The following is a 15,654-nucleotide window of genomic DNA, read 5'->3' as shown; positions in this document are numbered from 1 at the left end:
CGCTTTAACCCTTTACATGAAGGGATTGAACACGAAGATTCGGAGTATCCAAGCTTTTCTAAATTTACCGGTTATAAATTCCGCTTTGAAATAAATCTGTAAGGGGTTTGATACCTGCAGTATTCGCTTTTGCCAAAGATCATCATTCCACCTACCTTTGTATTTCATAACAACTATGTCCTCACATCACATCGTCCGCGAAAAACAGGAACCTGCACTTCTAATTATCGATCCCACGGGTTTTGACCCGGAAAACTTGGGACAGTTACTTGAATGGAGCCCAACCGTGCTTGTCTCGGATGACGCTGTTGACTATGTCGAGTCACTGGGAATTAAAATCGATTTCATGATCACAGGGAAGGAAATGGCTCTGCAGCCCGCCACCAGGCTAATTCCGACTGAAAGTGACGTACTGGGAGATGGTTTAAAATACCTGGTTGGCGAACAATATCCTTCCGTAAATATCATTGATACCTCCTTTAAATTGAAAGATTATGCCTTGTATGCGGACAAGATAAACCTCGTTATTTATACACCGAAACTGAAAATATTTCCGGTAACCAGCGGCTTCAGCAAATGGAAGCAATCCGGCGAAACCATCCATTTGTTATCGGAAATCAGCGAATTAAAAAGTACCGGCCTGAAACCGGTAAATGAATCGATATTTGAAACCGAAAAGGACGGATTTTACTCATTAGTATTCAACCAGATCCTCGCTTTTATCGCCGAAGAAATTTAACATGATATTTGAGACTGCAACCGTAAACGATTTACCTACCATTCATAAGCTTGCCCACGAAATTTGGTGGCCTACCTACAGCGAAGTCATTTCGGCTGAACAAATAAGCTTTATGCTTGAAAACATGTATTCTGAAGAAGCTTTACTTCAGCAGATGAATGAAGGCATGCAGTTTCTTCTGGTAAACGATGAAGACGGACCAATAGCTTTTGCGGGGCACTGCGCCGAAGAATCAGCATATAAACTTCACAAAATCTACCTGCTGCCGCGCGCTCAGGGAAAAGGCCTGGGCAAAAAGATCATTGATCATGTTGCTGATATTGCCAGAGCCAACTATTTCCAATGCTTAGAATTGAACGTAAACCGCAATAACCCAGCTTTTGAATTTTATAAAAAGCTGGGCTTTGAAGTTTATCAAACGGTTGATATACCGTATTACGAATTCGTGTTAAACGATTACGTGATGAGAAAAGCTTTGTAACTATCGCTTTTGGTCCGTTAGCGGTGGAATTCTTTTTGGGGTATCTGTGCCGGAAACAATGCTTCGTGAGCTTAGGGCGATCGCTTTAATTGTCGCGATAATATTCTGAACATCCAGCGTTTCAAACTCATCGTCAACCGTATGATAAAATTTATCAACATCGATCTGATCGGTCGAGATGGTATGCGCCGGTACGCCTAAAGCCGCGAGCGTGGCATTGTCACTGCGGTAAAATAAATTTTGAGATGGATATGGATCCGGATAGAACTTGAAATCAGTGCCTTCAAGGTTTTTTTGAAGAATTTGCCCGAAGTCGGATTTCTCATAGCCGGTGATAAACGCCGTATTCTTTCCGAACTTTGAGTCTTTTCCGATCATCTCAATATTGAACATCGCGGTCACACTATCCGGATTTAGCTTTTCAGAAAAATAATGAGAGCCGTAACCACCTATTTCCTCTGCTGTAAACGCCACGAAGATTAAGGTCCGCTCATTGTTATTCAGCGCCTTGTAATACTTCGCCAACGAGATAACTGCAGTAACGCCCGAAGCGTCATCGTCGGCGCCATTTGCGATTGAATCGCCGTTTACGGGTTTTATTATACCTAAATGATCATAATGGCCCGAAAAAACAACTATCTGCGAAGCCTTTGATTTTCCTGGGATCATTCCGGCAACGTTATTTAATTGCTTTTCTTCAATTTTATTAGTGGCATTTACGCGGAACGATTTTGCATCGTTAATTCCTAAAATAAATACCGACGAACCCGAATTTCCGGGACCTTGTTTGATATGACCGGATATCGTGTATTCTCTTATCCGCTTGAACGCATCTGAAAAACTTTCGTCGACATACACGATTGTTTTCTTTCCCGATCGCGTTATGGTGCGATACCGGTTAAAGAACGTTTCACCCGCTTTTATATGCTGAACTTCAACTGACGGATCTGTATTCCAGTCCAGCCCTGCCTGATCAGAAACCACAATTACATTTCCATCGGCGATTTTACTTCCGTCTATAATAACTTCGGATGAGGCGGGAGCGATCTGAGTAACCGTAAAGCTTTGGGCAAACCCCGATTCGCCTTTCAATGGCTCTAAACCGATATTCTTGAATTCCTTTTCAATAAAAGATGATGCCTTTGCTATTCCGGGAGTAAATGTGCCACGGCCCTGCATATCGTCAGAGGTAAGCGTTTTGATAATTCGCGACACATCGTTATCGCTTACTTGTGTCGACTGCTTTTTAACAGCGCAGGATGTTGTCAGAGCTAATAATGACAGGAAGGCTAGGTTCTTATTTTTCATGGTGCTAATTTGACGACTAAAATAACAATTAGCAACAGTCCGGCAAGTTAGTCCCAGGGATAGTTCTCCAGCTCACGTGCTGAGCGCCCCCTGATGATCTGCTTTTGCTTATCAATCTCGGTATCGATTTTCGTTTCCTGTACACCATCCGTTACAGACATTTCGTAATCACGGTTTTTGAAAGAGCCGTGAACAGATGATTCCTCTGCATTTTGCAAAGCGATGTCATAGGGACCGCGGTTGCTCATCAGTTTCACAAAAACCGGCAAGCATTCAAATAAAATAAACAATAAACCGATAAAACTGATGGCGAGATAGGTGTCAAGGTCACGCGAGCCGTCTTCCTTGAAGGATAACTGTCCAAGCGCCCAATTCCGGTCGGCAAAACCTGCAACATTCGACAAGCTGTCGAGTTGCTTCCCGCTGAACATTCTTTGAGAGGACAATCCATCGAAATCTTTCCGCTGGTTGATGAAATTTTCTAAACGCTGCAATTCCGCGCGTACATAATTTAAACGCTCTTCCTTTTGGCCAATAATTCCTTGTTTTTGCTTTGCATATGTCCCAAAGCCCGTTAGCCCGGATGTTTGATTGGTTTTATCGCCGAAAACTTCCTGATTCAAAACGTATTGTGACTGCTTGATTTCTCTTACCAAAGAATCCTGTTCGGCCTTTAACTCTTTCGTTTTACCAAGCTCAATAGAATATTTTTTGGAGAATGTGTTGTTGAGGGTATCGATTTTTGAACGCTGGCCATTCAGGTAGCTGGTTTTTAGCTTATTCCTTATTTCCTTATCGAATATTTTAAGTTCTAGCGGCCGCGAAATAACCACGCCGATCATAATCGCCAGTAAAATACGCGGCGTCGCCTGCATGATCTGCCTGTTTGTCGAGCCACTTTTATCGATACTCGAGACAATGTACCGGTCCATATTAAAAATGGCGAGTCCCCAGATCGCGCCAAATATGATAGCGAAAATCACAGCTGCGGCGTTGCCGGAGAACACGAAGTACATCGCATATCCACCTGATAATGAGGCGAACAATGCAGTAAAAAAAATAGTAGCGCCTACGCCGACATATTTGTTATGATCTGTAGGAAATTTTTTTAATGTATCAACATGGGCTCCGGAACAGAACCAGAAAAAGTCAGTGATTTTCTTCATGGAAAACAAACATCGCTAAAATGCTTATGTTTTATAAACGCCCGGCTAATCAAGTTGTTACATCGCCATAAAAATATTTATATGCCCTTGACAGTCAGCTGCGTTTTGTTGTTGCTCATTTTTAAATACTTTTGAAAAAACTTTAGCCATGAAGGAAATAACCGTTCAGGAATTAAAACAGAAAATTGACAATCGGGAAGATTTTCAGCTGATTGACGTACGCGAGCCCTTTGAGTATGAAATGTCAAACTTAAATGGTCTTAACATTCCACTTGCCGGCATTTTGATAGAAACCGATAAAATTGCACGCGACAAACCTGTTATCATGCAGTGCCGTAGTGGAGCACGCAGCGCAGCAGCCGTTAACCAGGTAGAACAGCAATTAGGTCTGCAAAATCTGTATAACTTAAAAGGCGGGATCCTGGCATGGAAAGCCGAATTTGAGCCTGAAATGCAGGTTTACTAAAACTTATCCTGTTCCAACAAAATGGGCAAAAGAATTGCTTTAAATATTTTCTACAATATAGCTCTCATAATTATGGGAGCTATACTGCTTTGGGCCGTAAATCATCAGCATTATGCGCTGATTGCCGGAATCGTTTTTATTGTAATTATGCTGGTTTATCTTAAAATCCGGCTGGTGAAAGAGGTGAAACAATACGTAAGAAACCGCAAATAGATTTGTACTATTCCTGATACCAGGATTATCTTATTGCAATCATATCTCCGGAACGCCCAAGCCCGGAACGTCGGGCAAAAGCCATTTTCCATTCTCAAATCCGGGATTTGGAAACGGATTATTGCTGGTTAAAAATGGTCCATCCAAATCCGCCCAATCGCATAAAGGCGCTAAAGCGGCGGCCGCCATCGTGGCTATGCTGGTTTCGCTCATACAGCCAATCAAAATTTTCAGGTTCAATTCTTTGGCTCTTTTTATCATAAGATACGCCTCGTGCATACCAGCACTTTTCATCAGCTTTACGTTGATGCCGTGATAAATCCCTGCAGCCTTATCAACATCTTCAAGCCTTTGAACCGCCTCATCACCGATTATAGCTATCGGACTTCGTTCCGTAATCCATTTATTGTCCTCGAAATTGGTTTTATCCATCGGCTGTTCGATTAACGCCACATTTTTCGCTGCCAGCCATTGAACTTTATCTAAAGCCTCATATTTATCCGTCCATCCCTGGTTTGCATCAACAAACAAAGGTTTATCCGTTATGCTCCTGATCGTGTTAATCAATTCTCTGTCATTGTCGCGGCCAAGTTTCACTTTAATAATCTTTGCCGGTCCCGCATCCGACAGCTTTTGTGCAATAATCTCAGGAACATCAATGCCAATGGTTACCGACGTTTCGGGCATTAGTAGTTTTTCAGATTCGAAGAATTTATAACAAGGGGTTCCGGTTAATTTTCCTTCAAGGTCATGCAAGGCGATATCAACCGCGGCCTTTATTGCTGGCAATCCCGCCGAAAGTCCGCCGAGATATTTACGAATTTCATCGTAATTAAACGGGTAAGCGATCTTACTCCAATCAATCTTCTTTAGAAAAGCTGCCGCGGATTCGTAATCTTCACCCATATACGGAACCATGCTCGCCTCGCCTAAACCAGTAAAACCTTCGTAATGCAGTTCAATTAACATGATCGGAGTATATGTCCTCGAAAACTTGGCAATAGTAAAGGGATATTTAAGGTTTAGCTGAAATGGCTTATAGCTCAGTTGAATCATAAGCAAATATGAGTTTTGTCAATTACATTTCAATTCAAAGGTCAAATCAAAAATTACGATTTCAATTTGACAAATGAACCCTACCTTTGCCCGATGGACCAAATCTTCAGGCCTTTTGAACGGTTAAATTTTAGTGATAAAATTTGTTTTTTAAGCGGAGAACAACTGCTGGAAAAGCATAAAATAACGGTTTTCGGCCAATGGCTGCTCGACGAATTCAACTTACGCGACAAGCCGTTTAAGCTACTCGATGAAAGCATTATCACTTACCAGGATATAAAGGTTCCATGTTCCCAAAACAGTTTCGAAGCGATAAAAAAGCTCGAAAATACTATTGAAAAAGCTTTTAAAGAAGGATATGACGCTGTTAAACAACTGGATGAATTGTTGTTATTTCAATGGATGGCAAAAATCGTATACGGACTTATCTACCATGAAACAATTACCGGTATCCGACAGCAGGCAGCAATAGGAGAGCGGTTCAACTTTTCTCAGAGCCTGGTTCATAAGTTCAGCAATTTTCACCTGATGCTGCAGTCTTTGGCCCGGCCGGTGGAGTTTGAAGGACAATTACCCTGGTCAATCAGCGTTTTTCCTGTTAATAATGCAGGGCAGACATTCAGCTACCGCGATGAAATAAATACCCTTACATTCTCTATCAGGATGAATGACTTTGGGATCATTGCAAATCTCCAGGACAATGGCGCTAACAAGAAGTTTCATCAGCAAATTTTAAAAGAGTCGGCAGGTAAAACATTGCATCCTATCCAGTTTGAAGAATTATGCGCGAGGTTTTATTATTCTGCCTATCTTTTTAACCGCCTTCCGGATTATACGATCCTGCCAACAGCCGACACGATATTTATCGAATCAATGCCTTTGCAAAGTATCAGCAGCAAGCCGGTTTTTGACACATGGCAGGTAAAAACATACGGACAGGTATTGGAAAACTTCTGGAAACCCTGGGGCTATTCCTTATTCGAAATAATTAAAGATCCAGAGGCGCCGATGAGTTTTATAACCTCACACGAAGCGACTTTCAACGACTGCAAAAATCTGGCGCTGGCTTAGTGGGATAATCCAAGTTTTGAAAAAAACATTCCAATAACCTGCGGATAAAAAACGATCGTAATTATTATTCCGCTTAAGGCGCCGTAAAAATGTGCATCATGATTTATGCTGCTTGACTGCCTCGATGCATACACACTATATGCCAGGTATAAAACACCAAAAATTACCGCTGGGATTGGGATTGGCAGCGGGAATATGATGAACTTTGTAAGCGGATCAAATAAGATATAGCTGAAAACAACGGCAGAAACTGCTCCCGAAGCGCCCAGGCTGTGATATGCGTAGTGATCTTTGTATTTAATTACCGTGCTGATGTCTGACAATACCAAACTTGCCATATATAAAACACCAAATTGCCAACTTCCGATTATTCCTTCCAGCGTAAAAGCGAAGAAATAATAGGAAAGCATATTCATAAACAAATGACCCCAGTCACGATGAATAAGCCCGCTGGTAATGAACGTATATAAACTCTTTCCCCGGCTTACGCTGTAAGGATGCAGCATAAACTTCCCGTAAACACCTTCGTTATAAAAGGCGTAAAGACTTGTTACGATTGTGATCAGAAAAATGAAGGAAGAAACGGGGGAATTACGAAGAAGCTCTTCCATTTAGTATATTATGAGTAATAATAGTATCAGAAAATCCCTTCAGGACCAAACGAATACTTAACGCCAACTGTAAAATTGTGATAAGTGTCATAATAGTGATTCTCGAACTTCGACGGTGGATCGTCATAGCCATCCATATCTTCTCCCAGCGAGTAATTGAACTGGTAATTTACATTGAGTGTTACACGGGTATATCCCCAGTGATCCTGAAACGGGAAATTGAAGCCGATATTGGCTGGTATAAGCAAGTTTGTCGCTTTATCTTTCCCCGGAAATTTATACTGCCCGCCTTCACCGTTATCTGTATATCTGTTTATTTCTTTCATGTTATTCATCATGAAACCAACACCAGTACCTAAATAAAATCCTTTAACTGCTGTAAGAAATTTGTTGTTATCCGTATTCACCACCTGGCCAAGTCCAACTTTTCCACCTATTATGATAGTTGTATAGCTATTTTTAAAATACCTTTGGTGAGGATCTTTGATGCTGTCGCCGGCTGATAGCGTTCCTTTTTGAATTTCCAGTCCCACTGAGCTGAATGGCGTGATATTAAAATCTCCTGTCAGCGCTATGGTTGGCTTGAATTTTGGCTCGTAGGTTATATCTCCGATATATCGGTTTATTCCGCCGTTAAGGCCTACCGAAAGCTTATAAAAATTAATTTGCGCTGATGCTGATAGAGAAACAATACTTATGATGAATAAGAATACAATTTTTTTCAACGCGATAAAGTTTGGTTCAAGTAATCGTAAAGTAACTGAATATTTATCAAATAACAAACTAAGGCACTTTAACTTTATAAAAATTTTAACAAACAACGGATAATTCTCATGCCAGATTTCTCAAATTATAAGTTTACTGTTTCTGACAGATTTCTAAATTACGTACAAATAGATACGCAATCTGATCCACAGTTTGAAACTTACCCATCGACATCAAAGCAAAAAAATCTTGGAAATGTTTTGGTGAACGAACTAAAAAAAATCGGGATCAGTGACGCTGAACTCGACGAGTTCGGTTACGTCTATGCAACGATTCCGGCTAACAGCAGCAAAACAGTCCCGGTAGTATGTTTCTGCTCGCATATGGATACGTCTCCGGATTGCAGCGGTGAAAATGTAAAACCCATCATTCATAAAAATTACCAGGGCGGGGATATAGTACTGCCGGATGACCCTTCACAGATTTTAAAAATGGCAGACCATGCCGACCTCAGGAACCAGCTGGGCAACGACATCATTACCGCAAGCGGAACTACCTTACTTGGCGCAGATAATAAAGCGGGTTTGGCAGAAATCATGGAAGCGGCCAATTTTCTTATAAGTCACCCGGAAATCAAACATGGAACCATAAAAATTTTGTTTACCCCCGATGAAGAAATCGGCAGGGGAGTTGATAAAGTTGACTTGAAAAGACTGGCGGCAGATTTTGCGTACACGATTGACGGAGAAACATTAGGTTCAGTCGAAAATGAAACTTTTTCAGCAGATGGCGCCAAAATAAAAATTTCCGGTGTTAGCACGCATCCAGGGTTTGCGAAAGGAAAAATGCAAAGTGCCATTAAAATTGCTTCTGAAATTGTAGCGGCATTGCCCGCAGATCTTTCTCCCGAAAACACTAATCAAAAACAAGGCTTTATGCACCCGGTATCAATCAGCGGCCATGTTGAAGAAGCTACTGTTGAACTGATTTTACGTGACTTCGATAACGACAACCTCGCGGAACTTGGTTTGAGATTAAACGCTATTTGTCGGGATGTTCTGACCGATTATCCGGACTCTTCTTTTAAACTCGAAATAAAAGAGCAATATCGCAACATGAAGTCGGTTCTTGACCAATACCCGAAGGTTACGGAATTCGCTGTTAAAGCTATTGAAAAATCAGGCTTGGATGTCAAACTGCAAAGTATCAGGGGAGGAACAGACGGTTCACGATTGTCGTTTATGGGATTGCCCTGCCCAAACATTTTTGCCGGCGAACATGCCTTTCACAGCAGGCTGGAATGGGTGTCTGTTCAGGATATGCAAAAGGCTGTTGAAACTATTATAAATCTGGCATGCATATGGCATGACGAATCCTAATAAACCTTTGTTTGTTAATTACGTCAAACCGACTCAGCTGAACATAGAATGCCGCTGAAGCAGTTTGATTTAAAAAAAACGTATCAGAACTTTTACAGATGATATTTTAAATTAATTGTTACTTACCCAATAAAGAAATGAAAACGAAACTTCAACTGTTTTCCATAATATTTTTCAGCTTCATTGCAACGAAAGGATTTTCGCAAAAAATCGCATCGGATGTTATCGTAAACAGTACCGCACCACAACAGGTCAAAGTTGACGGGAAATCCACCGAGTGGGGCGATTCCTTGAAATACTATAATCCGCAAAGTAAAATTTCATACGACCTGGCCAATGATGATCAGAATATTTACCTGGTTATTAAGTCGTCGGATAAACAGACAACAACTAAAATATTGGTTGGCGGCATAAGTTTTAGCGTGAACATTAACGGCAAAAAGAAATTAGGGCCGACAGTAACCTTTCCAATATTAGACAAAGCTGCATTACGAGCCAATCCCCCGCAAAAATCAAAACCGGATTCCGTACAGCTACGCAACCAAATCTTGTCGAATATTAAGGAAATTAAGGTATCCGGTATGAAGGAAATTGTTGATGGAAGCATTTCACTACAAAATGAATATGGCATCCGGGCTGCGGTTGGTTATGATGAAAAGAATAATTTAATTTACGAACTCGCGGTGCCATTACAGCAATTCGAGCTTGAGTCGTCATCGGAAAACGTACTCGCCTGCAATATTAAAATAAACGGCTTTACCGGCCCACAAGTTCCAAATCAAAATAATAACAATCCTAATTACGGCAACAGAGGCATGTATGGTGGAATGTACGGCAATGGCATGAGATATCCATCAGGCTATTCAAACAGAAATCCTTTATTTCAAGCTACTGATTTCTGGATAAAAGCTACTCTTATCAAACAAAACAAATGATCCAACGCAAAACCTTATTACTCTTATCTCTTATATTTTTCATCGCAACCAACATATTTGCACAGGGCCGAATTGTCAGCGGAATAGTGCGCGATTCGACCGGAAATAGTGTTATTGCAGCAACTGTTAAACTTACATCTCCCTCTGATTCTTTATTTACCAGAAGTAATGCCGACGGTGAGTTTAGCTTTAGTAATGTTAAATCTTCCCAATTCACCGTCAGTATCTCCAGCCTGGGTTTCAGAACCTTAAATAAGCGTTTTCTTTATAATAATGGCACCGAAAAGTTAACACTGGATCCAATAGTTTTGAAAACGGAAACCAACATGCTTAAGGAGGTGGTAGTGAAAGGTGCGCCTTCCGTTGTGATGAAAGAAGATACGGTTGAGTATAAGGCCAGCGATTACACCTTACATGATAATGCAGTTACCGAAGACCTGTTAAAAAAACTTCCTGGCGTAGAAGTTGACAAAGATGGAAATGTTACGGCTCAGGGGAAAAGCGTCACTAAAGTGCGTGTAAACGGGAAGGATTTCTTCGGCGGCGATGTTAAAACCGCCACGCAGAATCTACCGGCGGACCTGATAGAAAAAATTCAGATCGTTGACGACTACGGTGACCAGGCGAATTTAACCGGCTCAAAAACCGGCGATCCTGACAAGGTTTTAAACATTCAGATCCGGCCCGATAAAAATAAAGGTTATTTCGCCAATGCAACCGCAGGCCTCGGCAATGAAGACCGCTATCAACTCACCGGCGTTGGAAACTATTTTAACAATAGCCAGCAGATCGCCTTTTTAGGAAATTTGAATAATACAAACGCCTCACTGTTTAATTTCGGCGGCTCCACCGGCGGCAATAGCGGCGGTGGAGGTGGAAATCGCGGTGGCGGCGGTGGCAATTTTGGAGGTGGAGGAACCCGGGGAGGTGGCGGTGGTTTTGGCGGCGGTGGAAACTTCGGTTCATCGACAGGCAATACGGGCGTCACTTCAGTTGGATCTATCGGTTTTAATTACCGGGATGACTGGAGTAAAAAACTAACGTCTTACGGAAGTTACAGTTACTTTAACCGCGATAACGATGTGGTTTCACAAATCCACCAGGAAAATTTCTATCCCGGCCAGGCAACAGCGTTAATCGATCAGAGTACTAATTCAAATAATATAAGCAACAATCACCGGTTCAACTGGAATTTTGAATATAAACCGGATACCGTTAACTACCTGAAAGTAAGTCCGAGTTTTACCTTCAGCAATGTTGACGCGCAGAGTAACTCGTCCATTTCCCAAAATTTTAGTCCGCAAATGCAATTGTCGACAGGCACCTCGTCGACACAAAATCCAACTTTAGGAGCTAATGTGTTGTATAACCACAGGTTTAGCAAACCAAGGCGAAATGTGTCGTTGAATGCTTCCTTAAATCATACAGACACAAAAGCAGAGCAGCTGGCTAATAATGAATTGCGTTACATGGAAAACGACATTCTGACCAAAGACTCTCTTCAAAATCAACGATTGACGACAGATAACAGTAGTTTCAATACAACTTCCAGATTTTTATTTATCGAGCCGGTATCTAAAAGAGGCACACTGGAACTTAACTGGAATTATACACGCACCGCTTATGATAACGACCGGGAAACCTTCGATTTGCTGAAAGGCGATGTCAGGGTTGACTCGTTGAGCAATATCTTCAACTACGCATTTACAACAAACAATATCGGCCTGACCTATCGTTTCAGCGATACAAAATATAATTACTCATTAGGATTAAGTGCCCAGCCAACGTTATTATCCGGTCAATCAGTTTCCGGTAACGCAGGCATCCATCGAACAGGTTTCAACTTTGTTCCCGTTGCACGCTTCAGCTATAAGTTTTCACGTACTAAGGAATTTAATTTTAACTATTCGGGCCGCAGTACGGAACCAAGTTATACGCAAATTCAGCCGATCACTGATCGTACAAACCCGCTGTATCCTGTTGTTGGAAACCCTGCCCTGAATGCGGAGTTCAATCATACGCTCAATATGCGTTATAACAATTTTGATTTTAAAACCGGTAAAACTTTATTCACCAACATTTCAGCTACCTTCACCCAGGATAAGATCGTTGCCAACACTGTCGCTACACGCGATGCTTCTGGCGCGATCATCCAGGAAACACGTTATGTAAACACCGATGGCTATTACACTCTTAACGGTTTTTATTCCTGGAATATTCCTGTCGCCGAACGTAAATATCAATTCGGTTTTTCGGGATCTGCCAACTATACGAACAACGTTACTTTTACCAACAGCGAGAAAAATATTGGAAAGAACTTAGTTCTGACGCAACGCCTGCGTACACAGGTAAACCCGGCCGACTGGATCGAATTATACCCTTCAGTAGGTTATACCTATAATAAAAACAGCTATTCTCTTTCCGAGCAAAATTCAAGCGAAGTACAGACCTGGACACTCAATGCCGACGGAAAATTCTATTTCCTGAAAACGTTTATTTTCGGTGCTGATATCAGCAAGAATTATAACATTGGCTACACCGGATCCGTGGCAACCAATCCATTGATCTTAAACACCTATCTGGAAAAACAACTGCTAAAAAAGAAAGCGTCTTTAAAAATTCAGGGATACAACCTCTTTGACGAGAATACTAATGTCGGCCGTACGGTGACCAATAACTCACAAATTGATACCCGCAGTAACAGTATCGGACGGTATTTTATGCTGAGTTTTACCATGCGACTTCAAAAATTTGCCGGTAAACAACCTGATAACATGATGATGCCGGGAAGAGACCGCTTTAGAAGAGACGGAGGAATGCCGGGTGGAGGACCTGGGCCGGGCGGGCCGCCGATTGGTGGGTAATTTTCGTCTATTGTTAGAAATATCTAAACTGACATCAGCAATGAAAATAACACCGAAGTTTTTTCTTTTGATAACAAAGACAACGGATACCGTCAGATTAATGACGATCAACTATTATTATAATAGGGGGATAATATCTTGTTTCAGCCAGTGAAGCGACCAGTTTATTCGTGCATCTGTTCAAGGTTTTATCTTAAACAACTAACGGAACCAAGTATTTACTAACCGGGCAACAACTTAAGCTCTCTATTATCTTGTAAAGACAGAAACCGATTAAGCGCAAAAAAGAAAAGAAATCTTTCTAAATACTTTAAGCACCAGGACAATAGATCTGGACAACTTTATCAAAGATCAACAGCTGGGAAAAATAATTACGGGCTAAACACTGTCTGGCCCGTAATTATATCAGAGTAGAAACTAGCTTCTATTGTTCATTATTTTAACAACTGATTCAGCTCTGATACCAAATCAATCAGCTGTCCTTCGTTTTTATAAGATATGTCTTTCTCTTTAATATATTCACTGACTTTGCCTTTTTGATCTCCGTCAAAAGATGAAACCAAACTTTTCTCATTCGAAATTTTATACAGTTTATTTGACCTGATTATAAAATATTGATCACGGGAAGCAAAAGTCCTATCAGTTGTCGCGTTACTAAACTTACGGGTGTCTTCAATAACTTTCTTGTTAAGTTTCGCAAGAACAATCGTCCCGTCAAATAAAATTTGGTAATACGTATTGTAATTCTCGTTATCAGGCAATGTCAAATGATTCTTAAAAATTTGCACACCAGAGCTATCCTGGAATTTAAATCCATTTACCGGCTCATCAAACTCAAGCACCTCATACGACGCTTGGGAAAAGATAGGTTTGCCTAATACCTCGTCGAAATTCAATTTCTTAATAGCCAAAGTTTTGCCACCTTCAAATGTTACAATTCCATCTGTCCAGGCGGGCTTAAGATAAGGGCTGCCTTCAATATTTATATATTTTTTTTCCTGGGGTGTTTCCCTATTAACTTCTCTAACCAGTTGTGCGTTTGCTGACAAAGAAATACAGCTCACTAAGATTATTAAAAATGTTTTCATAGCTACTTTAAATAAAAACGGGCTTTAGTAAACTAAAGCCCGTCCAATGTAATGTGATTATTGTTCCCAAAATATCTTGGTTGAAAAAATATCGACCTGAGGCACATTGGCAGAATTCGCGCCAATTTCATCCTGCACATATGGTATACGTAGTGGATGTTTTCCACCGCTGATGTTATTTAGAGGCATTGGAGTATTTACAGGATAACCTGTTCTTCTAAACTCGCTCCATGCTTCAAAGCCATCAACACCATTCAATGCTAGCCATTTTTGAGTTATTACAGCCTCAAACTGTCGATTCGCAGCAGTGGCCGCAGTCCAGTTAACTAAAGGATTGGCTGATGTACTGTAAAAAGCTTGTGCAGCCGCAGAAGTTGATCCAAGCAGCTTAAATGATTCTTCGATACCTGTTTGATAGGCAGTTTGTGCCGCAGCCACACCACCCGGCAAAAATCCTTTCAGATAAGCTTCGGCCTGTAAAAAGTAACTTTCGGTAGCTGTTATTAAATAAGCCGGCTTTGCAAAACCATTATTTGCCGAGGCAGGTAAAATACCGGGCCCAACAGCTGAATAGTCTGCATTTTTTGTTGTTGGTGTTGCTGTAGTACCAGGATAAACACCGACATAATTACCGCTATTTTTAGCAGGCCTGAAAAGCAATGAAACACGAGGATCTGCAGTTGCATTTACGAAATCAACAGAATATTTATTCCCCCTTGTAGCGGTAAAGTTTGAGGTCTCCGCACCGGTTACAGTAAAGCCAATTGCTCCGTAAAGCGGACTGAATTTTCCTGTTTGATTTGCATACCCGGGATTTGTACCCGCATTTTCCCCGGCGCCTAAAAAGGTTGCCCCAGTGAGTGTAGCAAATCCCGCTGTAACCTGAGATGCTCTGGACGCAGTTAGCGATTGACGTAATAAAACACGAAGTTTTAACGTATTTGCAAATCGTTTCCATTTATCCATATTACCAGCAAAAACGATATCGTTAGTTCCTGGCTTATCGGCCGTAGCTGACACGTCAATACTTGCCAATCCCGCATCGATGAGTTTTAGTATCCCATCATAAACAGTAGTAGCTGCTTCGTATTTTGGAGCGAGGTTACCTGTACCCTGCAATGATTCACTAAAGGGAACATCACCCCATGCATCAACTAATAACTGATAGTTATAAGCTTGCATGATTTTAGCGATTGCCGATAAGTTTTTCTTACCTGATTTAGTAGCCTCTGCGTCAACATACTGATAATCTTCTAACCCGCCTGAGTAAAGGGAAACCCAGGTAGCATTATAAGTGCTTGGAGTAAATTGATATGTTTCCTGAGCATTGTAAAATAGATAATCAGGTGACTGAGCCCAATGCCCGGACAATAGATTACCTAAGATATTTAGATCATTATTGGTCACCGAACCGGTATTCGCTAAAGCGGATGGTAATACAAGCTCCGGCGTAGAGGATGTTGGTAAGTTAGGATTAGTGTTTATATCCAGGAAATCCTTTTCACAACTTGCCATAAATAGTGGCAATGAAACAAGGGCTACCTTTTTTAATATATTTTTTGCTTTCATCTT

General features: G+C 41.2%; 15 protein-coding genes. 8 read left to right on the top strand and 7 right to left on the bottom strand.

The features are described 5' to 3' along the window. Positions 1-175 precede the first annotated feature (175 nt). Together GS399_RS02880 and GS399_RS02875 are read left to right on the top strand one after the other, a co-directional pair. Positions 176-739 (top strand): thiamine pyrophosphokinase, encoded by a 564-nt coding sequence (locus tag GS399_RS02880; protein ID WP_160843064.1) that lies wholly within the window; start codon positions 176-178, stop codon positions 737-739. A 1-nt stretch (position 740) separates the two neighbouring features. Then, a complete protein-coding gene (locus tag GS399_RS02875; RefSeq protein WP_160843063.1) occupies positions 741-1,220 on the top strand; it encodes a GNAT family N-acetyltransferase in 480 nt (159 codons plus the stop codon). Here the strand turns inward: GS399_RS02875 and GS399_RS02870 are convergent, their stop codons facing one another. Both GS399_RS02870 and GS399_RS02865 read right to left on the bottom strand, forming a co-directional pair. Beyond that, positions 1,221-2,528, bottom strand: a complete 1,308-nt coding sequence (locus tag GS399_RS02870; RefSeq protein ID WP_160843062.1) for a M20/M25/M40 family metallo-hydrolase — start codon at positions 2,526-2,528, stop codon at positions 1,221-1,223. 47 nt (positions 2,529-2,575) lie between these two features. Beyond that, a complete protein-coding gene (locus tag GS399_RS02865) occupies positions 2,576-3,694 on the bottom strand; it encodes a DUF4407 domain-containing protein (protein ID WP_160843061.1) in 1,119 nt (372 codons plus the stop codon). A 148-nt stretch (positions 3,695-3,842) separates the two neighbouring features. Between GS399_RS02865 and GS399_RS02860 the strand changes: the two genes are divergently transcribed. Together GS399_RS02860 and GS399_RS02855 are read left to right on the top strand one after the other, a co-directional pair. Further along, complete coding sequence (locus GS399_RS02860; RefSeq protein WP_160843060.1) at positions 3,843-4,160, top strand: rhodanese-like domain-containing protein; 318 nt, start codon at positions 3,843-3,845, stop codon at positions 4,158-4,160. Positions 4,161-4,181: 21 nt separating this feature from the next. Further along, complete coding sequence (locus tag GS399_RS02855; RefSeq protein ID WP_160843059.1) at positions 4,182-4,373, top strand: DUF6358 family protein; 192 nt, start codon at positions 4,182-4,184, stop codon at positions 4,371-4,373. A 39-nt stretch (positions 4,374-4,412) separates the two neighbouring features. On the opposite strand, the gene GS399_RS02850 is transcribed toward GS399_RS02855, so the two are convergent. Next, positions 4,413-5,429: a dipeptide epimerase gene (locus GS399_RS02850; protein ID WP_202409360.1), complete on the bottom strand. Its 1,017-nt coding sequence runs from the start codon at positions 5,427-5,429 to the stop codon at positions 4,413-4,415. Between the two features lie 93 nt (positions 5,430-5,522). Here GS399_RS02850 and GS399_RS02845 point away from each other — a divergent pair, with 93 nt between their 5' ends. Next, positions 5,523-6,500 (top strand): hypothetical protein, encoded by a 978-nt coding sequence (locus GS399_RS02845; protein WP_160843058.1) that lies wholly within the window; start codon positions 5,523-5,525, stop codon positions 6,498-6,500. Here the strand turns inward: GS399_RS02845 and GS399_RS02840 are convergent. Both GS399_RS02840 and GS399_RS02835 read right to left on the bottom strand, forming a co-directional pair. Next, positions 6,497-7,111 carry a rhomboid family intramembrane serine protease gene (locus GS399_RS02840; RefSeq protein ID WP_160843057.1) on the bottom strand — a complete coding sequence of 205 codons (615 nt, stop codon included), beginning with the start codon at positions 7,109-7,111 and terminating at the stop codon, positions 6,497-6,499. The genes GS399_RS02845 and GS399_RS02840 overlap by 4 nt on opposite strands. A gap of 26 nt (positions 7,112-7,137) precedes the next feature. Beyond that, complete coding sequence (locus GS399_RS02835; protein WP_160843056.1) at positions 7,138-7,836, bottom strand: hypothetical protein; 699 nt, start codon at positions 7,834-7,836, stop codon at positions 7,138-7,140. 108 nt (positions 7,837-7,944) lie between these two features. Between GS399_RS02835 and pepT the strand changes: the two genes are divergently transcribed. From pepT to GS399_RS02820, 3 genes are all read left to right on the top strand, one after another. Continuing rightward, complete coding sequence (gene pepT / locus GS399_RS02830; protein WP_160843055.1) at positions 7,945-9,195, top strand: peptidase T; 1,251 nt, start codon at positions 7,945-7,947, stop codon at positions 9,193-9,195. Between the two features lie 137 nt (positions 9,196-9,332). Further along, entirely contained in the window at positions 9,333-10,130 is a 798-nt protein-coding gene (locus tag GS399_RS02825; protein WP_160843054.1) for a hypothetical protein, read from the top strand. Then, on the top strand, positions 10,127-12,994 hold the full coding sequence (locus GS399_RS02820; protein ID WP_160843053.1) for an outer membrane beta-barrel protein: 2,868 nt from the start codon (positions 10,127-10,129) through the stop codon (positions 12,992-12,994). The genes GS399_RS02825 and GS399_RS02820 overlap by 4 nt, the downstream gene beginning before the upstream one ends. A 434-nt stretch (positions 12,995-13,428) precedes the next feature. Here GS399_RS02820 and GS399_RS02815 read toward each other — a convergent pair whose 3' ends face one another. Together GS399_RS02815 and GS399_RS02810 are read right to left on the bottom strand one after the other, a co-directional pair. Next, positions 13,429-14,082: a hypothetical protein gene (locus tag GS399_RS02815; protein ID WP_160843052.1), complete on the bottom strand. Its 654-nt coding sequence runs from the start codon at positions 14,080-14,082 to the stop codon at positions 13,429-13,431. A 57-nt stretch (positions 14,083-14,139) separates the two neighbouring features. Next, on the bottom strand, positions 14,140-15,651 hold the full coding sequence (locus GS399_RS02810; RefSeq protein WP_160843051.1) for a SusD/RagB family nutrient-binding outer membrane lipoprotein: 1,512 nt from the start codon (positions 15,649-15,651) through the stop codon (positions 14,140-14,142). Between the last annotated feature and the right edge of the window lie 3 nt (positions 15,652-15,654).

Origin of the sequence: Hufsiella arboris (genome assembly GCF_009834875.1) — a bacterium.
In the GTDB taxonomy this organism is placed as follows: domain Bacteria; phylum Bacteroidota; class Bacteroidia; order Sphingobacteriales; family Sphingobacteriaceae; genus Hufsiella_A; species Hufsiella_A arboris.
Note: the sequence above shows the minus strand (reverse complement) of the source record. Positions and strands in the feature narration are given on the sequence as shown.